This window comes from Fontivita pretiosa (genome assembly GCF_050410795.1).
Taxonomy (GTDB): Bacteria; Planctomycetota; Phycisphaerae; order Tepidisphaerales; family Tepidisphaeraceae; genus Fontivita; species Fontivita pretiosa.
Window position 1 is genome coordinate 1,685,436 of sequence record NZ_CP191258.1, and the last position, 23,139, is coordinate 1,708,574.

17 protein-coding genes are annotated in these 23,139 nt (G+C 64.3%); 7 read left to right on the forward strand and 10 right to left on the reverse strand.

Annotated features, from left to right (window positions below; all coding sequences use genetic code 11):
* Window positions 1–54: 54 nt before the first annotated feature.
* From ACQS5P_RS06925 to ACQS5P_RS06955, 7 genes are all read left to right on the forward strand, one after another.
* Window positions 55–768, forward strand: coding sequence for a hypothetical protein (locus ACQS5P_RS06925; RefSeq protein WP_428940169.1), 714 nt, complete (start codon window positions 55–57; stop codon window positions 766–768).
* Window positions 769–902: 134 nt separating this feature from the next.
* A complete protein-coding gene (locus ACQS5P_RS06930; protein ID WP_428940170.1) occupies window positions 903–1,895 on the forward strand; it encodes a type II secretion system protein in 993 nt (330 codons plus the stop codon).
* Window positions 1,896–2,116: 221 nt separating this feature from the next.
* Entirely contained in the window at window positions 2,117–3,085 is a 969-nt protein-coding gene (locus ACQS5P_RS06935; protein ID WP_428941000.1) for a glycoside hydrolase family 130 protein, read from the forward strand.
* A gap of 84 nt (window positions 3,086–3,169) precedes the next feature.
* Window positions 3,170–5,398, forward strand: coding sequence for a DUF5060 domain-containing protein (locus ACQS5P_RS06940; protein ID WP_428940171.1), 2,229 nt, complete (start codon window positions 3,170–3,172; stop codon window positions 5,396–5,398).
* Window positions 5,399–5,462: 64 nt separating this feature from the next.
* Window positions 5,463–8,129, forward strand: coding sequence for a cellulase family glycosylhydrolase (locus tag ACQS5P_RS06945; protein ID WP_428940172.1), 2,667 nt, complete (start codon window positions 5,463–5,465; stop codon window positions 8,127–8,129).
* A 26-nt stretch (window positions 8,130–8,155) separates the two neighbouring features.
* The gene (locus ACQS5P_RS06950) at window positions 8,156–9,607 is read left to right on the forward strand and encodes a hypothetical protein (RefSeq protein WP_428940173.1); all 1,452 of its coding nucleotides are present in this window, start codon (window positions 8,156–8,158) and stop codon (window positions 9,605–9,607) included.
* Between the two features lie 160 nt (window positions 9,608–9,767).
* Window positions 9,768–10,142, forward strand: a complete 375-nt coding sequence (locus ACQS5P_RS06955) for a response regulator (RefSeq protein WP_428940174.1) — start codon at window positions 9,768–9,770, stop codon at window positions 10,140–10,142.
* A gap of 29 nt (window positions 10,143–10,171) precedes the next feature.
* Here ACQS5P_RS06955 and ACQS5P_RS06960 read toward each other — a convergent pair whose 3' ends face one another.
* From ACQS5P_RS06960 to ACQS5P_RS07005, 10 genes are all read right to left on the reverse strand, one after another.
* Window positions 10,172–11,185, reverse strand: coding sequence for a Gfo/Idh/MocA family protein (locus ACQS5P_RS06960; RefSeq protein ID WP_428940175.1), 1,014 nt, complete (start codon window positions 11,183–11,185; stop codon window positions 10,172–10,174).
* 45 nt (window positions 11,186–11,230) lie between these two features.
* Window positions 11,231–12,196 (reverse strand): glucosamine-6-phosphate isomerase, encoded by a 966-nt coding sequence (locus ACQS5P_RS06965; RefSeq protein WP_428940176.1) that lies wholly within the window; start codon window positions 12,194–12,196, stop codon window positions 11,231–11,233.
* A gap of 36 nt (window positions 12,197–12,232) precedes the next feature.
* Window positions 12,233–13,507 (reverse strand): tagaturonate epimerase family protein, encoded by a 1,275-nt coding sequence (locus ACQS5P_RS06970; RefSeq protein WP_428940177.1) that lies wholly within the window; start codon window positions 13,505–13,507, stop codon window positions 12,233–12,235.
* A 126-nt stretch (window positions 13,508–13,633) separates the two neighbouring features.
* Window positions 13,634–14,395: a PIG-L deacetylase family protein gene (locus tag ACQS5P_RS06975; protein ID WP_428940178.1), complete on the reverse strand. Its 762-nt coding sequence runs from the start codon at window positions 14,393–14,395 to the stop codon at window positions 13,634–13,636.
* Window positions 14,396–14,399: 4 nt separating this feature from the next.
* A complete protein-coding gene (locus tag ACQS5P_RS06980) occupies window positions 14,400–15,407 on the reverse strand; it encodes an alpha/beta hydrolase (RefSeq protein WP_428940179.1) in 1,008 nt (335 codons plus the stop codon).
* Between the two features lie 58 nt (window positions 15,408–15,465).
* A complete protein-coding gene (gene pncA, locus ACQS5P_RS06985; RefSeq protein ID WP_428940180.1) occupies window positions 15,466–16,107 on the reverse strand; it encodes a bifunctional nicotinamidase/pyrazinamidase in 642 nt (213 codons plus the stop codon).
* Window positions 16,104–17,585: a nicotinate phosphoribosyltransferase gene (locus ACQS5P_RS06990; RefSeq protein ID WP_428941001.1), complete on the reverse strand. Its 1,482-nt coding sequence runs from the start codon at window positions 17,583–17,585 to the stop codon at window positions 16,104–16,106. Before ACQS5P_RS06990 ends, pncA begins: the two co-directional genes overlap by 4 nt.
* A gap of 88 nt (window positions 17,586–17,673) precedes the next feature.
* Window positions 17,674–19,530, reverse strand: a complete 1,857-nt coding sequence (locus ACQS5P_RS06995; RefSeq protein WP_428940181.1) for an acyl-CoA dehydrogenase family protein — start codon at window positions 19,528–19,530, stop codon at window positions 17,674–17,676.
* A gap of 19 nt (window positions 19,531–19,549) precedes the next feature.
* Window positions 19,550–21,784, reverse strand: a complete 2,235-nt coding sequence (locus tag ACQS5P_RS07000) for a 3-hydroxyacyl-CoA dehydrogenase NAD-binding domain-containing protein (protein WP_428940182.1) — start codon at window positions 21,782–21,784, stop codon at window positions 19,550–19,552.
* On the reverse strand, window positions 21,781–23,124 hold the full coding sequence (locus ACQS5P_RS07005) for a thiolase family protein (protein ID WP_428940183.1): 1,344 nt from the start codon (window positions 23,122–23,124) through the stop codon (window positions 21,781–21,783). Before ACQS5P_RS07005 ends, ACQS5P_RS07000 begins: the two co-directional genes overlap by 4 nt.
* Window positions 23,125–23,139 lie beyond the last annotated feature (15 nt).

Consider the following 23,139-nt stretch of genomic DNA (forward strand, 5'->3'; position numbering starts at 1 on the left):
CGGAGAAAGTGCGCGTGCACAACGTGATACAGACCTTTTACAGGAGGTGGAGTTATGCGCAGACGAATGTTGATCGCAGCGGCGATGTTGTCGGCGGCAACGGTGCTGCCCACGACCGCCGCGCGGGCGGCGAACGTGCCGCTGTACCAGGCGTCGTTCGAGACCGGACTGGAAGGCTGGGGACCCAGCGGCTTCAGCTCCCGGCCCATTGTCGTCAGCACGTCGAACCTGGTCGCCACCGACGGCTCGCAGAGCATGTCGGTGCGGCAGACCGGCGACGGCTTCAGTTGGAACACCAAACGTGAGGGCAACAGCTCCAACACCAGCGATCCGTTCTATCAGGCCTGGAACGCCATGAGCACGTTGCCCGAAAACGAGGTCTTCGTGGAATTTGACGTGATCTATCGCGGAGACGACATCCCGGATACGGCCACGTTCATGAACGTGCTGGTGTACCTGAATAACGACAACGGGTTCCGTCAGATTCCGGCGGACGTGGCGTTGCTGACCGGCGCCGACATCGCCGCCAACATCGACAAGACGTTCAACATCACGATCCCGATCAGCCAGTTCGGCGGATTCGGGGACAAGATTCCCAGCAACGCCAACTTCTACCAGCTCGGCTGGTCGATGAACGGCAACTGGGGTAGCGGAGATGCGACGGTTTACTTTGACAATGTCCGGCTGAGCGTGATTCCCGAGCCGGGCGTGGCGGGCCTGGGGGCGGTGATCCTGGCCGCGGCCGCGGCCCACCTGCGGCGGCGGTAGCGCCCACGGGGCGCCAATCCACCAGCGCGGCGCGTCACGGCGTCGGGCTGGTTTTCAGGGGCCGCAACCGGCCGGCCGTCCGGCCTGGGGCCTCATGCCATGCGTCCCGGACAAACGGCAGGAGACGACAAACCATGAGACGGCGAACCAACACCTTCCGTGATCGCCCGACAAGGTGCGATTCCCGCATCGCGCATACGCGGATCGCGCGCAGGCGCAACGGCTTTACCCTGGTGGAACTACTGGTGGTGATCGGGATTGTCGCCCTGCTGATCTCGATACTTCTGCCAGCGCTGAACCGCGCCCGGCGCGCCGCGCAGGCCGCCGCCTGCCTGAGCAACCTTCGATCGATCGGACAGGCATACTTCATGTATGTGGCGGCCAACAAGGGATATCTGCCGTATGCCAAGTATCCCTCGTGGAGCCTGCGCCCGACGGATCCGCCCAACATGCCGCAGGTGCACTGGTACGAGGCCCTGTCGATGGCGATGGGCAAGAAGATCGAGTGGGACTCCAACGGCAACCGGATCACTGATTACTCGAAAGTGATCAAGTCGTGTCCGGCATGGAATCTGGATGAGCTGGGGTTACAGAACAACCCCAGCAATGACTACCTGACCGGCTACGGGCAGAACATCACGCCTTTTCTGGGTTCCGGTCGCGCCGCGGTGGGCACGGAAGAGCCCGGATCGATCCCGTACGGCGATCCCAGCTACCTTCATTGCGGGCTGGGGAAAAACGGCAGCTATACCTGGGCCGTAGGCGCGATCAAGATGGCCAAGGTACCGCAGCCGGCCAGGACCATCATCAACGGCGACAGCGTCAACTGGTTCATCCTGATCCAGCGGACGGGCTTCCCGGTGGCCGGGTACACCTGGTGGAAGCCGACGGTCGATCCCGGACTGCCGAAGGTGATTTACTTTGACAGCGGCGCGCCCAACCGTCACGGCGGCAGGGCGCAGGACGCCGGCGCCATCGAGCTGGGGCCGACGTATCGCACGGTCAAGGGAAACAGCCTGGAGGGCAAGCCCCAGACCTGCCGGGCGAATTATCTGTTCCTCGATGGCCATGCCGAGACGCTGGCCAGCGATGTGGCGTTGCGTGCCCTGGCGACGAGAAACTGGTAAGCGAGCGGCTGCTGATGTATCTGAGTTCGATTCATGCATACACCCATTGATTCGCACCCCAGAAGCGCAGAAGGGATTCAACCGTGTCCGTAGCATCAACGTCCAGTTCGCGCAAACCGGCCGAGACGGTCCTCCGCGAAATCAAACAACAGGCGCCGGGCACGCCCCAGGCGACTCCACAATCGCCCTCGAACTTGAATTCGACGATCATCGGTCACGCTTTGCCGAACATTCCCTGGCAGCCCAGGCCCCAGGGTTGTAGCGAGGTCGTGTGGCGTTACTCCGGCAACCCGGTGATCCCGCGAAACCTGTTCCCCGGGGCCAACAGCATCTTCAACAGCGCGGTCGTCCCATTCCAGGGCAAGTTCGCCGGCGTGTTCCGCTGCGACAGCACCGCGCGCGAGATGCGGCTTCACTCCGGCTTCAGCGACGACGGGATCCGCTGGCAGATCGATCCCCAGCCCATCCGCTTCGAGCATCCCGATCCCGAAGTCGCCCGCTGGGAGTACGGCTACGATCCGCGCGTCTGCTGGATCGATGACGAACAGGGCGGGCGCTATTACGTCACCTGGTGCAACGGCTATCACGGACCGACCATCGGCATGGCCTGGACGCGCGACTTCGTCACCTTCCACAAGATGGAAAACGCGCTGCTGCCCTATAACCGCAACGGCGTGCTGTTCCCGCGGAAAATCGGCGGCAAGTACTACATGCTCAGCCGCCCCAGCGATAACGGCCACACCCCCTTCGGGGATATCTTCCTCAGCTCCTCGCCCGATCTGGTTCACTGGGGCTGTCACCGGCACGTGATGCGCCCCAACGGCGGATGGCAATCGACCAAGATCGGCGCCGGACCGATCCCCATCGAGACGCGCGAAGGCTGGCTGATGATCTATCACGGCGTGCTGACGAGTTGCAACGGGTTCGTCTACAGCTTCGGCGCCGCGATCCTGGACCTGGATGAGCCGTGGAAGGTCAGGTATCGCACCTGGCCATACCTGCTGAACCCGCGCGAGATTTACGAGTGCGTGGGCGATGTGCCCAATGTCGTGTTCCCCTGTGCCGCGCTGAGCGACGCGCCGACAGGACGGATCGCCATCTACTACGGCTGCGCCGACACGGTCACGGGGCTGTGTTTCTGTCAGGTCGATGAGCTGATCGAGTTCATCAGGGCGAATTCGAGGCTGTGAGAGCGCGCACGTGCGCTGTCCTCCGGGGGCGGTGTGTCTTTCTCCTCTTCCTGAGTACAGGCAAGAGGGCACAGGTTTGTGGCGATGCGGCTGATCCTGTTGTTACTTGCGGTGCTGTCGATGCTCTCGGTGGATGCGCGGGCGCAATATCCGACTGCCACTTTGCTCACCACGGACGCCCTGAGAACCTACGAGCGCATCGAATGGGAACTCGACCTCGGCAAGACGTACGAGAATCCGTTTGATCCCAATGAAATTGCCGTCGATGCGACTTTTGTTGCCCCGGATGGCAGGCAACTGAAGTTGCCGGCGTTCTGGGATGGCGAGTTTGCGTCGCAACCTTACAACCAGAGCAGCGAAGACAAATCGACTCTCCAGCGATCGCGCTGGCTGCTGCGATTCGCGGCACCGTGGGCGGGGAAGTGGCGAATGACGGTGGCCGCACGCGATCGCGACGGCACGCGCATCTCTGAGCCGATCGAGTTCGTCGTCGAGCCTTCGGACAATCCCGGCTTCGTTCGCCGCGCCCCCGACAACACGCGATACCTTCAGTTCGATTCCGGCAAGCCATTTTTCCCGATCGGCCTGAACATCGCCTGGGGACCGAATGGCGGGAACGTGAAGTGGTACGACGAGATGTTTGGCCAGCTTCGTGGCGGCGGCGGCAATGCGGCGCGCATCTGGAAAGGGCATCCCAACAAGATGACCGAGACCGTCGAGGCCGGCATCGGGCGTTTCGATTTAGCGGCGATGGAATACTACGACGCGCTGCTGGAATCGGCCCGGCGCCACGGCATCTACGTCATGCTCTGCTTCAACAACCACCGGGATCTTCTGGTGCGCGACCAGTACGGCAGCGCGATCTGGCCGATGATGCCCTACGCCGCCGAGAACGGCGGCCCCGCGACCCGGCCCGCCGACTTCATCACCAGCCCGGCCTGTCGCGATTACTACAAACGCCGCCTGCGCTACATCATCGCCCGCTACTCGGCGTTCACGTCCGTCGCGTTCTGGGAGTTCTTCAACGAACAGGAGTTCACCGGAGTCAAGGTCAGCACCGACTGGCTGCGGGAGATGGCCGACTTCATGAAGGCCCATGACCCCTACCAGCATCTGGTGACCGAATCGGCTAATCTCCCGGACGAGCAGTGGCAATTGGCGAGCATCGACGTGACGCAGGCGCACCTGTACGTCGGAGGCTCGACGGATGTGATCGGCCCGATCGCGGCGTCGGCGCGACGCCACGAGAAGTTCGCCAAGCCGCACCTGGTGGCCGAACTGGGCATCGGCGGCGACGCCACGGACGACAGGTACGACCCGAAGGGATTCGGCACGATCCTGCACAACGGCATCTGGGCGTCGGCGATGTCTGGCTGCGCGGGATCAAGCTGGCACTGGTGGTGGGACAGCTACGTTGGGCCGAGAAACCTGTGGCACACGTACGCCGGACTGGCGAAATTCGCCGCGACGATTGACTGGCCGCGGCGGAACTTCCGCAGAATCGATCTTCCGCCGCCGATCTCTCCCGTGCCCGGCGAGCAGCCTTATGCCGATTTGACGCTGGCCTGCTCACAGGGCTGGGGCTATCGGCTCGAGGACAACGGCGACGTGATCGTCGGCCCCAACGGCACGATCAGCCAGCCGCTGCCCCACTACCTGGTCAGCCCCACCAAGCCCGAGATCTTCCGCCCGATCCGGCTGCACGTGGAACTGCCCCGGGCGACAACGATGGTGCTGGCGGTGCACGAGGTTTCCGATGTGGCGGTGCTGCGGATCGGCGTGGATGACAAGCCGCTCGTCGATATCCCCTTCAGCGCATTGCCCGGCGCGGCGGATGTCAAGCGCACTCGCGAGCGTCGCGACGAGCAAACCGGCCTGGTGCGATACAGCGCTACGCTCGATGCCGAACGAACCGTCGAAGTCCCCGCCGGCAAGCACGTGATCACGATCGCAAACATCGCCGGCGACTGGGTGTCGCTGCGGTCGATCAGCTTCAGGCAGGCCCAGTCGCCACGGCACCAGCTTGCGGCGCTGGCGCTACAGGATCCGGCCGGCAGTGAGACGATCGCCTGGATCTACGACACACGATCGCACTGGAAGAGCGATCAGGACGGCATTGAGCCCCGGCTGTTCGAGGGCGCGACGGTGGAATTGCCCGCACAGAGCGAGCACGAGTTGACGGTCGAGTGGTGGCACACCCGCGAAGGGCGGATCATCCAGACGACGACGGTGCAGCCTGCACAGGGCGTGGTGAAGCTGACGATCCCGCCGTTTACGCGCGACATCGCGTTGCGTGCGTACGGCAGAGGATGAAGCACAGGGGCAGATCATGGCGGCGAGGAAATGCAGGAATCGATCCGGTCCCGCGCGAGTCGAGATGCTCGAATCGCGCCTTCACCTGAACGGGGCGCCGGTGGCGCGTCCAGCCTATAACACCGGCACTGGATTTTTCGTGCTCGATGGCAAGGTCTATGACGCCAACGGGTACGAGTTCGTGATCAAAGGCCCGAACAACAACCACGCCTGGGGATCGTACGTCGACAACTACAACGCGATCGATCACATCGCCAGAACGGGCGCGAATGCGGCGCGGGTGGTGATGTACCGTGATATTCTGGCCGATCCGACGAACAACTGGACCGACGCCGCCGACACCGTCGCCCGGCGGAAGGAGACGGTCGAGCGCTACCTGGCCAACGGGATCGTGCCGGTTGTTGAGGATCATGCCAGCATCCAGGACAGCAGCTCGCAATCGAACACCGCCGCGCTGCACGAGATCGTGACGCATTGGCTGGAGAACGCCTCGTGGCTCAAACAGTACGAGAGCGCGGTGATCCTGAACATCGCCAACGAATGGGGCCCGCCAGCCAATGCCAGCGGGAGCAACACGACCTGGCGGGAGGCGTACAAGACGCAGGTGTTGCGGCTGCGCGCCGGGCCGGACGGGAACCTGGCCAGCGAAGCCGACAACATCAACTGCCTGATCATGATCGACGCCGGGCAGTGGGGTCAGGACTTCAACACGCTTCGCCTGCACGCCCGCGACATCCTCAGCACCGATCCGCAGCACAACATCGTCTTCTCGATCCACCTGTACGGGCAGTGGCGCGCCGACGATCGCCCGTTCGAGACCTTCCCCGGCACCGACTACGGGCCCTGGGATGTGTTCACCAGCCTCAATGAGCTGGTCAACCCTTCGGGGCCGGGCGTCGAGCCGCTGGCGCTGGTGGTGGGAGAGTGGGCATGGGAGGACTTTCGCGATTTCAGCAACCTCTCGGCGCCCTACGCCGCGTATCGCACCAGGCGCATCATGGAAATCTGCAATCAGCTCGGCATCGGATGGCTCGGCTGGTCGTGGAATCACTCCAGCCCAACGACGCTGAACATGATCGCCGGCGCGATTCAAAACTATCAGTACAACTCCAATGAGAACCTGACGGAGTGGGGCAACTGGCTGGTGAATGACCCGGACTTCGGGACCAGGGCGACCGCGAAGCGCGCGACGGTGTTCCCCATCGCTGGCCTGCCCAATCCGACCACGCCCGGCCTTTCGCCATTGCCGGCGCAGCCGCCGACGGATCTGCGTCTGGTGCTCCAGAGCACGACGGTCCATATTCCCGAGGGCGGGCAGGGCGCCGCGTATGTGAAGCTCAACAAACAGCCGCCATCGAACATCACCATCAACGTTGCGCGGATATTCGGCGGGTCGAATGATCTGGACATCAACCCCGCCGCCGGTTCCACCAGCCTCACGTTCACACCCGCCAACTTCGGCCAGTTCCAGAGCATCCTGTTCAATGCGACTGTTGACGCCGATGCGACCCAGGGCACGGCCAAGTTCCAGCTCAGCGGCGGCGGGCTGCTGGCGGCGGACTTCATCGCCAAAGAGATCGAGCCGCCGACTGCCTCCTCGCCAATCGTGATCAATCCGGATCGCGATCGGCTGTACAACGGCAGCGGGACGGCGACAAGCGTGACGGTCAGCTCAACCTTCCCGCCTGTCGGAGCGCCCAACGGCACCTTTTTCATGCGTTTCAATCTGGCGGGCGTCACGGGCAAGATCGCCTCGGCCACGCTGCGCGTCTTCACCACCAACACCACGGCCAACCGGTTCGTTCGCGTCTTCCACACCATCAGCGACACCTGGAGCGAAACGGCGACGAGCGGAATCAACGCCAGCTATCCGATCGTGCCCAACCCCGCGGCGCCCGGCAACAACCCCGGCATCCTGCTGCCGACGACCGGCGGCAGTTACCTGGAGATCAGCTACAGCGAGCTGACCCGACTGATCCGCGCCGAGCATCTGAAGGACGGAATCGTGAGCCTGGCACTGCGCATGGTCTCGGGCACGGCGGTCTTCTTCACGGATGAGTCGGCAAATCGACCCGAGCTGGTGGTGACGACGGCCGAAGCGATCCCGCCGAGGCTGCTGAGCGCCAGCTTCGATTACGCGACATCGCCGAACCGGCTGAGATTCACATTCGACGAGGACGTGTCCGCGTCGCTGAGCAGCGCCGATGTGGTTGTGGAATCGATCAGCAACCCCGGCACGGTGCTGACGCTCTCGACCACGCCAGACTGGAATCCCGCCACCAACACCGCCAGCTTCACGATCTCCCCGGGCATCGTGCCCGACGGCAATTATCGCGTTACGCTGCTGGCGTCGGGCGTGAGCGATGCGGCGGGCAACGCGATGCTGGCCGGGGCGTCGCTGGACTTTTTCGCTTTGGCGGGCGATGCCAATCATGACCGGGTGGTCAACAGCCGCGACCTGCTGGCGCTGGCGAGCAACTGGCAGCAGTCGCCGCGCGGTTTTGCTGACGGTGATTTCAACTACGACGGCACGGTCGATGCCGCCGACCTGCAAATCCTGACGGGCAACTGGCAGCAGTCGTTGCCGGCGCCGGCTCCGCCGCCCGCCTGGCCGGGGATCGCCACCGCGGGCGGCTCTGTGCGACTGCCGGCGGCGCACAGCGGCCCCTTCGCATCGGCCACGCAGTCGATTAAGCTCACGGACCTGCAAACGGATCCGCTGCTGTTGTAAGGATCCATTCAGGAGCCGATCAGCCCGTGAGCCTGCGCGTCCTCAACAGCACGCTTCACCTGCGCGAACTGCAAACCCGCATGCCGTTCCGCTTTGGCATCGCCAACGTTACCCGTCTGCTCCACGCCATCCTGCGGATCGAATTCGAGATCGACGGCCGGCGGCAGATCGGGCTTGCGGCCGAAAACCTCGTGCCCAAGTGGTTCACCAAGGATCCGAACACAACCCCGCAGCAGGATCAGCAGCAGATGGTTGGCGTGATCCGAACGGCCATGCAACTGGCTGGCGAGTTGGGGCCGGTGGAATCGGTCTATCAGCTCTGGCGCCAGTTGCAGGCGGGCATGGAGCAGCCGTCGCGCGCGCCGGCCAGCCCCGATCCGCCGCTGCTGCTGGGTCTGGGCGTGAGCCTGGTCGAGCGGGCGGCAATCGACGCGCTGTGCCGGGCGCGGCGGGTTGCGTTCTGGCAGGCGATGCGCGCCGGGATGCTCGGAATCGAGCTGGGGCAAATCTATCCCCAGGATCTCATCGGCGCCCGCCCGGCGGAGCTGCTGCCGCCGCGACCGCTGTCCAGAGTCCTGGTCAGGCACACCGTCGGGCTGAGTGATCCACTGAGCGACTCGGACATTTCGCCAGCGGATCGGCTGGATGATGGCCTGCCGCATTCGCTCCAGAGCTGCATCGACGCCTACGGCCTGCGGTCATTCAAGATCAAGCTCTGGGGCGATGTGCAGCGCGACAGCAGTCGGCTTGCGGATATTGCAGCGCTGCTCGACGCCAACTGTCCCGATTACGCCTACAGCCTCGACGGCAACGAAAACTTTCACCAGGTCGAGCCGTTAATCGAGCTTTGGCGGCGATTGAGCGAGCAGCCGCGACTGAAGCGGTTTCTCTCCCGGCTGATGTTTTTGGAACAGCCGCTGCATCGCGAAATTGCCCTGAGCGAGCCGACCCGCCGGCAGTTGCTGATCTGGAGTGATCGTCCGGCGATGATCATCGACGAGTCGGGCGCTTCGACGCAGGATGTGGTAGATGCGCTGGCGGGCGGGTACGTTGGCGTGAGCCACAAGAACTGCAAGGGGGTGATCAAGGGCATAGCCGCCGCGTGTCTGATCGAATCCCGTCGCCGCCGGGGGCAAGCCCGCCTGATCCTCAGTGCCGAGGACCTGTCCAACACCGGGCCTATCGCCCTGGCGCAGGATCTGGCGGTTGTCGCCGCTTTGGGCGTGGGGCATGTGGAGCGCAATGGACACCATTACTTTCGCGGGTTGCACGCCTGGCCGAAAGAGCTTCAGCAGGCGGTTTTGGCCGAGCACGCCGACCTGTTTCGAGCCGTCAGTGCGCAAGACGCGTCGGTGTCATTCGTCGCCCCGGCGATTCAGGCCGGGCAGATGTGGCTGGACTCGCTGAACAGTGCCGCCTTCGGGGTGGGCGCTGCGAGTTGGCAACGAGTCCTTGCCGAGCTGAACGGCTCGACGTGATCGATGGAGACACGTATAAGCGTATATAGTATAATCGCTTAAAGCGACTTCGGCGGCAGAGATCGCCAGCTTTCAATCCCAGCCGCCGGCGAAATCGTTTTTTTTGGCGTTTACATCCGGGCCGACATTCGGGCAAACTGATGGTCTTGTGCGTGGTGAAATGGCAACTGTACTGATTGTGGATGACCAGCGCGAGACCGGTCATCTGATGTCCAGAATCCTCAAGTACCTGGGACACCGTGGCGTGCACGTGGACAGCGGAGAGCAGGCCCTGCAGTATGTCCGTCAGTGCCTGCCCGATGCCATCCTGCTGGATTACATGATGCCGGGGATGGATGGTCTGGCCGTGCTCAGGGCACTGCGAGAGGATCCTCGCACCGCAGATCTGCCGGTGATCATGTTCAGCGCCAATGGCGACCCCAAGGTCATCGAGTTGGCCATGCGCGAGGGGGCCAACGACTACTGGGTCAAGGCCTCGATCGCGATCAACGATATGGAGTCCCGTTTGTCCAAGTTCCTGTCCAGCCCGAATTAAGCGATGCAAGCCCTGGCCGCTGGGGCATTTCAGCGCACGGCCACCGCCCTGCCCGTCCGCACGCTTTTGACTTCGGCTTCGACGATACGGATGGTCCTGGCGGCGTCGTGGAGCGTGACGATCTGCGGGCGGCGATTCTGCTGGATGCAGTCCAGCAGATACCCGATCTCATACTCGTAGCCCATGCCCGGCGGCAGGTCGCTCACCGGCTCGGATTTGCCTTCGCGCACCAGCCGCAGCGGTGGGTTCTGCGCCAAGTCGAAAATCGCCGTGCCGCGCTCGAAGTTCACCGTGTACTGCATGGTGAAGCTGAACCCCGGCGCCATGGCCCAGGATCCCTCGGCCAGCACCAGCGGCACATCGTCGTAGACGTACTGCGTGGCCAGGTGATCAATGGCGTCGGTGATGATCGAGTAGCCGCGGCTGATGACCGCTTTGGGCGGGCCGAAGCAATACTGGATGAAATCGGTATCGTGAATGTGCAGGTCCAGCGCCGCCCCGCCGGAAAGCTCGCCGCTGGAATAGATCGGCCCGCCGGGATGCGAGCTGAGCCGCCGGAAGGTGGCGGCTTTCACGTTGCCAAACGTCCTGTTGGCGATGGCGTCTTTGAGCCACGTCCAGCCCGGCCAGAAACGCATGCACATGGCGCACATCGCCATTCCTTTGGACTTTTCCGCGAGCCTGGCAAGATGGAATGCATCTTTTGACGTGCGGGCCAGCGGTTTTTCGACCAGCACGTGTTTGCCGGATTTCAGCGCCGCCCTGGCGTGTTCGTAATGCGCCGGTGTGGGCAGACAGATGTCCACCAGGTCAACCTCCGGATCACGGATCAGCTCCATCCCGTCGGTATAGGTCTTGACCGACGACGGATCGACCCCCCCCCCGGCCAGTCCCGCGATGTTCCCCGCGGCGCGCGACTGCCCGCTGAGCCGACCGGGGTCACGTTCGGCGACCGCAACCACCTTGGCATCCGTCCGTTTGGCGTACACCTGAAGATGGGTCAGCCCCATCATCCCCAGCCCGATCACGCCGACTCGAATCATGCGATCGATCCCTCGTTTCCAGGGTAAAAGACTGCTGGCCGCGATTCAGTGCGCCTCCGGCCGCAGCGGGCCGGCAAGCTGCCTGATGAAAAACAGCCGCCCGGGCATTGTCGGCATGAAACTGGAGGGAATCCACGGCGTGGGCGCGCCGTACTGGAGCGTGACACACAGGCTCATCCCCTGCCAGCAGGCGCCGCGCTCCGCGTACACCCCGTCCGCCCCGCCGATGCAGAAATCGCTCTGAAGGAACAGCCCCGGCCCGATCGTGTTGGCGAAACACGGAATCAGGGTGAACCGGCTCATGAAGCTGTGCAGGGAGTTCTGCTCGACGGTCAGCGGATGCAGCGCCACTCCCAGCCGATGGGTCTGCCGCTTCCATTCGTCGGGCGAATACTCGGCGGCGAGCTGCGGCTCCCAGAAGGCGATGTGACAAACGCGCCCGATGCCGTAGACGGTCACCAGCCTGGCCCCTTGACGCTTCAATTCCGCGATCTTCTGCGGATACGTCGGCAGATTCTGCTTCGTGGCGAAGTTCCGCTGCGCCGGCGGAATCGTCAGCCTGCCCAGCGGATCGAACAGCGCCTGTTTCATCGCGTGCTCGAATCCACCAGGCTGGTTGCCCGGCATCGTGTTGCCGTCGCGGTCAGACCACTCATCCATGTTGAACGTCGTCACGTGATCGCATTTGATCCGCGAGGCTTTGATCCGACTGACCACCGTCTTGTACATCCCCATCGGCCCGACGGGCAGGATCATCGCCAGTTTCTGCCCGGCCTTTCGCGTCTGCTCGATCTGGTCGGCGATGGCGTGGCCCATGCGGCGGTCCATCTCCTGTACGTCGCGCACCGGCACCGGCTTGAAACCGCGATGCCAGTACTTCGTCGGCGTCGTGACTTTCTTCAGCCCCAGGTCGCAGCAGGCGTCGATCCGCCGCAGGTCCCAGCCCTTCGGATAGAATCCGTCAAGCAACGATCCGCGGATCGTGCTGAGCATGTCAATCTTCGGTTTCATCCTTCCCTCTGGTGTCCAGAATCTTCCGTTGCCCCACTACATCCCCGCGCGCAGGGCGCTGAGGTGTTTGGCAAAATGCTCGGCAAGGATCGAGTCGTAGGTGGCACGGTGTTCCCTGAGGATCTGCATGACCTGCGGCTTGAGCGTCGGATCCGTCAGCACGGAACCGAAGGTCGTATGCAGGATCTGCCGCCCCGGCTCAGTGAAGCCTCCGCTGCCGCGAACATCGCACCAGCGCTGCAGGTAGATCTGTTCCAGCCGGGTGGCATCCTTGATGTCGGAGGGCGGCGGGACTTTATCGAGCGTGGCGGACACGTGATACGTCGCCCGGTCCGTCTCGTAGCGCGAGCGTGAGAAATCGACGATTCGCCGGAACAGCGCCTCGTCATGCCGCAGCACCACCCGCAACGCCTCCAGATAGCTGGTGCCGGCAGTCTTGACGTGGAAGCGCCCGCGGGTGAGGCGGGCGAACGACGGATAGATCGTCAGCTTGTCCGAGCCGCTGTGCAGGCTGAGTTTGTAGGGACCGAGCTGATGCGCGATCGCCGCGTGGTCCGCCAGAGATCGCTCGAACGCCGCCAGATCTCCCTTGTAGTCCACACCCTTCTCGAATTCACCGACGTAGCGCGGAGCCAGGCTGATCAGCTTGATTCCGCGCAGCCGGCACTGGTCGGCGATGATCCAGTGCTCGGCCAGCGTCGTCGGCTGCGGGGTCTCGTCCACGCTCAGCTCGATCTCATAAGGTTTGCCGAGCTTCTTCATCGTCGCGTCGATGTGCTGCGCCAGACGCTGGGTCATGTTGATCGCCCGGCCGTACTTCACCGCCGCCTTCAGCACCGCCGCTTCGTTCAGGTCGATGCTCGTGCCCGTCGGAAGCCTGATCTGCCTGCCCCTGTAGGTGTCGATCCAGTTCACCTCGGCAGCGACGGCCTTGAACTTCTCGGCCAACTGCGATGGCGAATAGTCGTCGGCGTGGGCATCGACTTCGCCGGAAGGGTCGATGGTGAAGAAGCAGAACCCCGCGGCGGCGGTGCGCTCGATGTCCTGTTCGGTCTTGAGGTGATCGGCGTCGGCGCCCTGCGGGCCGGTCCAGCCGGCCTCCTGCGCTGCCCGCAGCGCGTCAGCCATCACCTGCTCGGGCGTGCGGTTGGTGCGCGTCATCTCGCGGATCGACTGCTGCGCGAAGATCGGGGCGATGCCCTGCCCGGCGCGCTTCATCGCCGCCACGTGGCCGGGAGTAGCAAGCCCCAGCCGGTCGCCAAAGCCGAAGCTCGGCGACAGTCCAAGAGGAACAGGGGTAGGCATGGTCATGATCCAACACTCCTCGTCAGGTAAGAAACCGCAATTGTCAATGCCGGTTGGTGCGGCACAAACACGAAGCTGTACACAACCGGGCCGGTTCGTTGCTTCCTGGCAGCGTGAGCTCTTGCCCGGCGCTCATCCAAACATCTCCGCCAGCAGGTCGTTGTGCGGGTAGGCATGCCCGCGGTGCTGAACGAAGGCTTCGGCGAAGTCGAAACCCGCCTCGCTGCCGCGATCGGCAGCGTGACGCTGCATCGCCTCGATGTATTCGTCCATCCCGTGATGGGCACGCAGCCACTGCCGCTGGCTGGCGTGGCAGGCGAGCATCTCCGTCTTGCGCGGCATCACGGCGGTGATGTCCACGAATGTCGTCGGCTGCACACGATGCCCCAGCGGATCCAGACCCTCAAGCGGATCGCAGTAATACAGGTGCGGCACGCGCGAGCCTTCCCGTGGCGGCATCGTTGCCGTGATGTTCGGCGCCGCATACACGAAGCTCGCCGCCCGCCCCAGCAGCGACACCATCTCGTGATCCATCATGTAGTCTTTCGGGGCGTGAGTAAATACCAGCGCCGGGGCAATTCGGCGAAACAGCTCGATCGCCTTGCTCAGCGTCGGCTTGTCGTAGACGATCAGCCCGTCGCGCTCCTCCAGACAGTGATACTCGCCGCCAATCAGCGCCGCCGAATTGCGCGCCTCCTGCCGCCGAATCGCCACGATCTGTTCCGGCGGCAGCGTCGTCGTGCCGCAGTCGCCAGCGGCGACGGTCGCGATGTGCACCTCCCACCCCGCATCGGCCAGCCGGATCAGCGTCCCGGCGCACAGAATCTCCGCATCATCCGGATGGGCCAGGAAGGCCAGCACGCGCCTGTTGCCCGGTTGCTCGTTCATCCGCATTCCTTCATCCTGCCTGCCCCAGCCAACGCCTGAAGAACTCAACCGACTTGTTCCCGCCCCAGCGATGATTGCCCTGGAAACAGTCCAGCTCCAGCCGATCCGCTGCGCCGGCGGCGGCGTAGATCTCCTGCACCTGGCCAAACGCCCGCATCGACATGTCCAGGTTGAAGCATCGATCCTCCGTGCCGATCTCGATCAGCAGCGGGCGCGGCGCGATCAGACCCTGCAAGTCGGGCACGTCGCACAGCTCGAAGATTCCCGGCGTAATCTGGCTGCCGCAGAAGTTGATGTCGTGCAGGCCATATTCGGCGAAAAGAACCGAATAGCAGATGACGTTCACCGCCCTGATTCGCCGGTCACACAGCGCCAGCCACGTCGCCATCGTCCCGCCAAAGCTCAGGCCCATCACGCCGATGCGATCGGGATCGACGAACGGCTGCTGGCAGAGGTAGTCAATGGCGCACATGCCATCGTGCAGGTCCATGCCCAGCACGGTCATGCCCAGAATCGAGGCGCGCAGGTAGTGCAGATTGCACAGATCGCGCTGGCCGGAGTAGTTGTCGTTGCGTTCTCCGAAGCCTCGCCAGTCGATGCCGATGGTCACGAACCCCGCCTGTGCCATCCGCAGCCCATAGGCATTGTGCATTTCATCCGGCTCAAGTCCCATGGAGCTGTGCTTGGCGCCGCGGCTGTGGCCGTGGCAGGCCAGGATTGCCGGCAGCCTGCCCCGGGCGCTTGCCGGTCGGAACAGCAGCGCCGGCACCGACAGGTCTTGCTCCACGTCGAACACGATCCGCTGCTTGATCAGACCATCTTCGCGCCATTCCTTCTCGATCTGCGGATTCAGCGGGACTTTCGCCGGCATCCGACCCAGTGTCTCCAGAACCTTCGGCAGCAACTGCGACTGCCATTGCTCGAACTGCCGACGCGCTGTTCCGGCGAAGCGGTATCGCGGCCGATGCGTCGCGCCGATCCGGTCGAAATAACGGTTGATCGAGAAGTTCCGGCTCATGACAGAACGCCGATCGGAAGCTTGAAGATCCGAAGTCTCAGCTTCGCGATCCAGGCCTTCAAATCTCCGAGCTCCGCACGACCTTCACACCTGCCCGTTTCATTTCCTCGATGGCCCGCTGGGAATCGCCCGGCCGGACATCCACGCCCCGGCAGCCGTCTTCGATCAGGTACGCCTCGAAGCCAAGCTGCCGCGCGTCCAGCGCGGTGAACTTCACGCAATAGTCCGTGGCCAGGCCCATGATGTACACCCGCTTGACTCCGCGCTGCGTGAGGAACTCGCACAGGCCCGTCGCCTTGCGGTGGCCATTGTCGAAAAACCCGCTGTAGCTGTCGATGCCCGGATCGGTCCCCTTCTGGAAGATTCGCGCGATGCGATCGGTCTTCAGCCCCGGCACCAGCTCCGCGCCGCGCGTGTTCTGCACGCAGTGCACCGGCCAGAGAATCTGCTCCAGACCATTCAGATCGATCACCTCTCCGACCTTTCGCCCGGGATGATTGGCCACGAAACTGCCATGATCCGGGGGGTGCCAGTCCTGCGTGGCAACGATCAGCTCGAAGCGATCCTGCACGCGATTGGCCACCGGTATCACTTCATCCCCGTGCGGCACCGGCAGCGCGCCGCCGGGTACAAAATCGTTCTGTAAATCCACCAGAATCAGGGCCTCGCTTGAGGGTCTTGGATGAATCGGCTGACTCATTTTGCAACTCCTCGAGCCTTGAGAATCAGATCCGTGCGCAGATCGAACAGGCGTCTTTCCAGACCTACCGGATACTGATGGGGATTCACGAATCGCTTGATGCCGGCGTGAAACATCCCGAGCTGCTCGAAGGTGCGCTGCCGCGAGGCGGTGATCGGCGGCGGATCGTACACACGTTTGCCGCCGCGAAGCACCGGCACCAGCAGGTCTTCGTATTCGGTTCCCGGCGGGATTCTCTTGCGGCGGGTCATGTCCATCGGATCCACGATCGTGGTCCCGCCGTTGCCGCTATTGCCGATCCCGATCGAGGCCGTGTCATAGATGGCGTCGGCGATGAACTCCCCGCCGACGCGGAACCGCCGCGCCTGGAGAATCCCCGGAATCGACACCTTCGCCGTCTGCTCGGAAAGCTTGATCTTGTATTGCCATCGCCCCTGCGAATCCTGAATCGCCGACAGCTTGTACACTCCTCCCAGCGCCGGCTGATCGTATGCCGTCGCCAGCCGCGTCCCCACGCCCCAGACGTTGATCCTGGCCCCCTGATCCTTCAGGCTGGTGATGATGTGCTCGTCCAGCTCGTTGCTGGCCAGGATCGCCGCCTTGGGGAACCCGCCTTCGTCCAGGATCTTGCGCGCCTCGATGCTCAGGTAGGCCAGGTCTCCGGAATCCAGCCGGATGCCGATCATCTCGTGTCCCCGCTCGCGCAGGCGCCGGCCCACCTCCACCGCGTGGTGCACGCCGGTGAGCGTATCGTAGGTATCCACCAGGAACACGGCATTGTTGGGCATGGCGTTGGCCCAGGCCTCGAAAGCCGCAAGCTCGTCGTCGAAGCACATGACCCAACTGTGGGCGTGCGTGCCCTTGACGGGGATACCATAAAGCTGCCCGGCAAGAACGTTGGATGTTCCGGCGCATCCGCCGACGAATGCCGCGCGACTCGCGGAGATGCCGCCGTCGATCCCCTGGGCGCGTCGCAATCCAAACTCGATCACCGGCTCGCCGCGCGCCGCGATGCAGATCCGTGCCGCCTTCGTCGCGATCAGCGTCTGGAAGTTGACCATGTTCAGAAGCGGGGTCTCCAGAAGCTGGGCCTGAAGTATCGGCCCGACCACCCGCAACAGCGGCTCGTGCGGAAAGATCACCGTCCCTTCCGGCACGCCGTCCACATCCAGCGTAAATCGCAGCTTCAGCAGATACTCCAGAAACCGCTCGTCAAACAGCGGCCTGCCGTCGTTACCTTTCAGACCCGACAGATACGCGATGTCCGTCTGGGTGAATCGAAGACTCTCGAAGAACTCGATGACACACGCCAGTCCGCACGCGACGGTGAATCCGCCGCCGAACGGATTGCTGCGAAATGTAATGTGAAACGCTGCGTGGCGATCGGCCAGCCCGGTCTTGAAATACCCCGCCGCCATCGTGAGCTGGTACAGATCCGTCAGCAGCGCCAGCGAAGGTTTGTACAGGTCGTGGATCATCGTGCCTCGGCTCAGGATGACCACGGCCTATTGTAGCGTCAATAAGCTCTTTTGACCCCGTCGCAAGCGAGCGCGGAAACCCGATTCGTTATTCCGTGTCGCCCGCGGGGTTGATTCCCATCACCGCGTCGGCGACGGCGATGACCTGGCGATCATCGGCGGCGTCGAACAGCGATCGCAGGTTCCGCTCGATCCGCTCGGCGGCGTGATGGCAATAGCCCTTGCCCACCAGCAGATCGCGTTGCACGTGATCGCCTGCGGCGCTGTGGCCATTGCCCTTGCCGTTACCCCCCGCCGCGACACCGCCTGGCTGAAGCATCCCTTCAAGCCTGCTGATCACCGCCGCCATCGCGTACAGCTCCACCACCGCCCACGCCACACGCTGGTGGATCAACTCCATCTCCAGGATCCGTTCACGATACCTGCCCAGAAGACGCAGCACGCTCTTGGCCAGCAGTCTGGTCAGCCGCGCCACCGCCTGGCCCTCGGACTTGAGCTGCGGATGCAATCCCTCGAAGCTGTGACCGACCAGTACGTCCTCCCACTGACCGCGGGCAAAGCGCGCCAGCCGGCCGAAGTTGTTCACCGGATGCCTGGCCAGTCGCAGCACGTTCTCCAGATCCTCGCCGACCCCCTTCATCCCCATCAGCGCCACGAACGCGGTCATCACCTCGGTGGTTCCCTCGACAATCCGGTTGATCCGCGCGTCACGAAGCATTCGCTCGATGCCCGGCCCGCCGTCGCTTTCGCGCATGTACCCCTCGCCGCCCCAGATCTGCACCGCGTCATCCACGATCTGCCAGAGCGATTCGGAGCAGAACAGCTTGCAGATGGCGGTTTCAAGCATGACGTCGGTGTCATGCGCATCCACCCGTCGCGCCGTCAGATGCGTCAGGGACTCCATCGCGAACGTCAGCTCCGCCATCCGCGCGATCTTCTGCTTGATGAGATGGAACTCGCCGATGGCGCGCCCGAACTGCCTGCGACTGCTGGCGCGCCCGACGCAAAGCTCCAGCGCGCGCTTTGCCCCGCCGACGCAGCCGGCGCTGAGCGTACAACGCCCGTAGTCCAGAACGCTCAGCGCCACTTTCAACCCTTTCCCGACCTCGCCCAGCACGCGATCCCGCGGAACGCGCATCTCATTGAACCGCAGCACCGCCTGCCACGAGCCGCGAATCCCCATCTTGCTTCGGTTGTGCTTGACGATCTCGAAGCCCGGCAGGTCCGGCGTGACGATGAACGCCGTGACTTTGTCGCGCCTCCGCCCGTTCTCGTCGGTCACCTGCGTTTTGGCCATGACGGTCATGAAACCGGCGATCGCCGCGTTGGTCGCGTAGCGCTTCTCGCCGCTGAGGATCCAGTGGCTGCCGTCTTCGCTCAGTTGCGCGTGGGTCTGCACGCTGGCGGCGTCGGAGCCGACCTCGGGCTCGCTCAGGCAGAATGCCGCCAGAATCTGGCCGCGCGCCAGTCGTGGCAGAAACTCGCGCTTCTGCGCCTCGGTGCCCATCAAAAGCAGCGCCTTCAGACCGATCGACTGATGCGCGCCGATCAGTACCGCTGTGGATGCGCAATGCCGCGAGACGTGCTCCAGCACCCTGCAATACGCCGTGTGGCTCAATCCCAAACCGCCGTATTCCTCCGGCACGATCAGCCCGAAGATCCCCAGCCTGGCCAGGCCATCGATCACCTGCTGCGGAATCCGCTCCTCGCGGTCGATCGCCTCCGGATCAACCTCCGCCTTGAGAAACGCATCCAGCCGCTTGATCAGCTCTTGCACGCGCTCGGCCTCGTCGGCATCCAGTTGTGGATATGGCAGCACCTGCTCAAGCTTCAGTCGTCCATAGAACAGGGACCTGACGAAGCCCAGCTCCCGCTGCGGCCCGGCCTCCAGCAGGTCTTTGGCCTTCTCGATCTGTTCCTGATCGGCGCGCTTGAAGGTTGGCATGATCCGTGTCTCCTGTGGCTCAACCGCGGGGCAATGCACTTTCGGCGGCGTGTTCGTTTCCCTGCGGCGCCGCGTTTGGCTCTCGATCGGTCTGAAGGATCTGCGACAGCGACCGACCCTGAGCCGCCGCACGCCGCAACAGCCCCGCCGGCTCGAACCGCAAGCCGCACCGGTGGCTGTGCTGCTCCAGCCGATCGACGATCTGTTCCAGCCCCGCATCTTCCGCGAATTTCACGATCCCGCCCCGGAACGGCGCCAGCCCCGTGCCCAGCACCATCGCCAGATCGATCGTCTCCGGCGAATCGACCACGCGCTCCTCGAGCACCCTGGCCGACTCGTTCACCATCGGCAGCACCAGCCGCCACTGGATCGCTTCAGGTTCCATCCCCGAGGCGGCCCCGCCGGTAAGGGTCCTGCTCAGTTCCTCGTTGACCACCAGCTTCAGCGGCCTGCGACGATGGCGCGGCTTTGCCCCGGCGTGCAGGTAGAAACCGACGCCCGTCTTTGTCCCCAGCCACTTGCGGTTTGACGCTTCGCAGATGGCGGCTTCCACGCCCGGCGGACGCTCCCACTGTTTTCCCAGCTCGCGCAGCACGTGGGCCGCGATGTCCAGCCCGATCTCATCGAGCAACTCGAACGGCCCCATCGGCATGCCCCACTGCTTCATTGCGCGATCGATGTCCGTGATGGGCACGCCCTGGGATGCGACCACCAGCGCCTCGGCCAGGTACGGAATCAGCACCCGGTTGACAATGAAACCCGGCGCGTCGTTGGCGAGCACCGGCGTCTTGCCGATCTTCCCCGCCAGCGCCACCGCCGTCGCCAGGGAAACATCGTCGCTGTGCTTGCCGCGAATGACCTCCACCAGCGGCATCTTCGGCACCGGGTTGAAAAAGTGCAGTCCGATCACGCGCTCGGGGTGCAGCGTCGCCTGCGCGATCTCCGATACCCCCAGCGAGCTGGTGTTCGTCGCCAGCACCGCGCCAGGCGTGACCACGCGATCGAGCCTGGCGAAAACCTCGCGCTTCGCCGGCATCGTCTCCAGCACCGCCTCGACCACGAAATCCGCCAACTCCAGCCCAGTCCATTCGGTCGTCGGGCTCAGACGGTTGAACACGTGCCTGGCGGCGAGTTTGTCGAGTCGTCCAGCCGAAACATCGTCGTCGAGCATTTTCTGCACGCGGCCCAGCGCCGCGGAGACGGCGGCGGGGCTTACTTCGACGAGCCGCACGTCGATGCCCGCGCGAATCAGCGCACAGGCGATTCCCGCGCCCATCGTCCCTCCGCCGATTACCGCGGCATGTTTCACTTCCTGCGGCCTGGCGTTCAGCCCTTCGCCGGCGCGCTTCCTGGCCGCCTGCCGGAGGAAGAACAGTCGCAGCAGGTTCTGCCCCGCAGGTGTTTCCACCAGATCCAGCAGCGCCTGCCGCTCGGCATCCAGCCCGGCGCCGAAACCCCGCTCGTAGCCAATGCCGATCACCTCCAGCAGCCGCAGCGGAGCAGGGTAGTTGCCGTGGGAAGTCTCAAGGGTTTCCGCTCTTGCCCTGTCGAACACGCGACGGCGAACCGCGGCGAAGCGCGCCGCGGCGCGATCCACCAGGCTCAGCTTCGGCGCCGCGGCGCCGTGCAGCGCCAGCCGCCGCGACGCCGCCGCGAGTGCCTCAGCCCGCACCACCTCGTTGATCAGCCCGCCCTTGAGTGCCTTCCGCGGCGGCATCGTCTTGCCCGCCAGCAGGATCGGCAGCGCGCGGCTCAAGCCGATCAGCCGCGGCAGGCGAGTCGTCCCGCCCCACGCGGGGATCAGCCCCAGCTTGATCTCCGGCAAGCCGATCGAGATCGAAGTTTCGTCGGCTGCGACGCGGTACCGGCACGCCAGCGCCAGCTCGAACCCGCCCCCCAGACAATCGCCGTTAATCGCGGCGACGGTCGGCATCGGCAGCGCCGCGATCCGGTTGAACAGCGCCTGCCCGCGCTGAAGGTACTGCCCGACCTGCTCGTCGCTCATCCTGCGGATCTCGAACAGGTCGGCGCCGGCGTTGAATGACCGCGCCTTGGCCGAGGCGAACACCAGGCCCGCCGGATTCATCCGCTCGATCGCCTCCAGCGCTGCCTCCAGGTCGGCCAGCATCGCCGTCGAGCAGGTATTCAGCGGCTTGCCCGCCGCGTCCATCCAGACGGTCATGAGCATCCTGCCGTCGATCTCGGCGGACTCGATTCGCACGTTCGTCAGCTCGGTCAACATCGCGCTGCTCACAGTGCACCTCCTTGCTGAAGCAGGATGGCCGCGCCCTGCCCCCCGCCGACGCACAGCGCCGCCACGCCGAACTCCACGTTGCGTCTGCGCATTTCGTGAAGCAGAGTCAGAACGACTCGCGTGCCGGTGGCGCCGACCGGATGCCCCAGGGCGATCGCCCCGCCGTTGACGTTCAGGATTTCCGGATCGATCTGGCCGAGCGGCTGATCCCGGTTCAAATGCTCGATCGCGAACGCGCGCGACGCCATCGCCTTCAGGCACGCCAGCACCTGCGCCGCAAATGCTTCGTTGATTTCCCACAGTCCGATGTCGCGCACGCACAGGCCGGTCTGCCGCAGAAGTTGATCGATCGCGAAGACAGGTCCCAGGCCCATCCGCTTCGGGTCCAGCCCCGCGCAGGCGTAGCCGCGGATGTAGCCGAGCACCCTCAGCCCCTGTTCCCGGGCTGTTTCAGGATCGGCGATGAGCGCCGCCGCGGCGCCGTCGGTCACCTGGCACGAGTTGCCCACGGTGACCGTTCCATCGCGTGGATCGAAGATCGGCCTGAGCCTGGCCAATGCCTCGATCGTCTGGTTTGATCTGGGCCCGACATCCGCTGTGACGGGTTGGAAGCTGCGCCCCACATACACCGGCACGATTTCGTCGTTGAACTTCCCCGCCTCGATGGCCGCCGTCGCCCGCTGATGGGACCGCAATGCGAACTCATCCTGCTCGCGGCGGCTGATGCCGAACTGTTGCGCCAGGATTTCCGCGGTCTTGCCCATGATCAGCCCGCAGGTGGGATCGGTCAGACCGCATTCCAGTCCGACGACCGGCTTGAAATGCCGCGGGCGTAGGGATGCGATCGCCTTGACGCGCTGCCAGGCGCTGCGCGCCCTGGCGATGTTCATCATCGGTTCGATCGCCTGCCGGGGATACAGCAGCGGGATGGTGCTCATCGACTCGGCGCCGCCGGCGAGGATGGTGCGGCCCTGGCGGTGGCGGATGCGAGTCGCGGCGCTGGCCAGCGCCTCCATGCCCGAGGCGCAGTTTCGCTGGACGGTCATGGCCGGAACGACGTGGGGCACGCCGGCCCACAGCGCCGCGACGCGCGCCGGATTGGCCGCGTCCGCCGGCATCACCACGTTCCCCAGGATCACCTCGTCAAGTCGCTCCGCCGGCCAGCGCGAGCGGTACAGGGTCTCCTGCATCACCAGCCGCGCCAGCTCGGTCACGTGCACGTCCTTCAGCGCCCCGCCCATCTTGACCATCGGCGTGCGCGCCCCCGCAACCAGCGCCGCGGGACGGTCCAGTTGCACTGCGGTTGATCTGGATTCTTCCGTCGGGTTCAAGGCAACCATTACCTGACCTCCTCG

Bases quoted from the DNA above. Each gene is read 5' to 3' on its own strand.
- ACQS5P_RS06925 (WP_428940169.1), top strand. From the start codon at position 55: ATGCGCAGACGAATGTTGATCGCAGCGGCGATGTTGTCGGCGGCAACG.
- ACQS5P_RS06930 (WP_428940170.1), top strand. From the start codon at position 903: ATGAGACGGCGAACCAACACCTTCCGTGATCGCCCGACAAGGTGCGAT.
- ACQS5P_RS06955 (WP_428940174.1), top strand. From the start codon at position 9,768: ATGGCAACTGTACTGATTGTGGATGACCAGCGCGAGACCGGTCATCTG.
- ACQS5P_RS07005 (WP_428940183.1), bottom strand. From the start codon at position 23,124: ATGGTTGCCTTGAACCCGACGGAAGAATCCAGATCAACCGCAGTGCAA.
- ACQS5P_RS06970 (WP_428940177.1), bottom strand. From the start codon at position 13,507: ATGACCATGCCTACCCCTGTTCCTCTTGGACTGTCGCCGAGCTTCGGC.
- ACQS5P_RS06965 (WP_428940176.1), bottom strand. From the start codon at position 12,196: ATGAAACCGAAGATTGACATGCTCAGCACGATCCGCGGATCGTTGCTT.
- ACQS5P_RS06975 (WP_428940178.1), bottom strand. From the start codon at position 14,395: ATGCGGATGAACGAGCAACCGGGCAACAGGCGCGTGCTGGCCTTCCTG.
- ACQS5P_RS06995 (WP_428940181.1), bottom strand. From the start codon at position 19,530: ATGCCAACCTTCAAGCGCGCCGATCAGGAACAGATCGAGAAGGCCAAA.
- ACQS5P_RS06940 (WP_428940171.1), top strand. From the start codon at position 3,170: ATGCGGCTGATCCTGTTGTTACTTGCGGTGCTGTCGATGCTCTCGGTG.
- ACQS5P_RS06980 (WP_428940179.1), bottom strand. From the start codon at position 15,407: ATGAGCCGGAACTTCTCGATCAACCGTTATTTCGACCGGATCGGCGCG.
- pncA (WP_428940180.1), bottom strand. From the start codon at position 16,107: ATGAGTCAGCCGATTCATCCAAGACCCTCAAGCGAGGCCCTGATTCTG.
- ACQS5P_RS06945 (WP_428940172.1), top strand. From the start codon at position 5,463: ATGCTCGAATCGCGCCTTCACCTGAACGGGGCGCCGGTGGCGCGTCCA.
- ACQS5P_RS06990 (WP_428941001.1), bottom strand. From the start codon at position 17,585: ATGATCCACGACCTGTACAAACCTTCGCTGGCGCTGCTGACGGATCTG.
- ACQS5P_RS06960 (WP_428940175.1), bottom strand. From the start codon at position 11,185: ATGATTCGAGTCGGCGTGATCGGGCTGGGGATGATGGGGCTGACCCAT.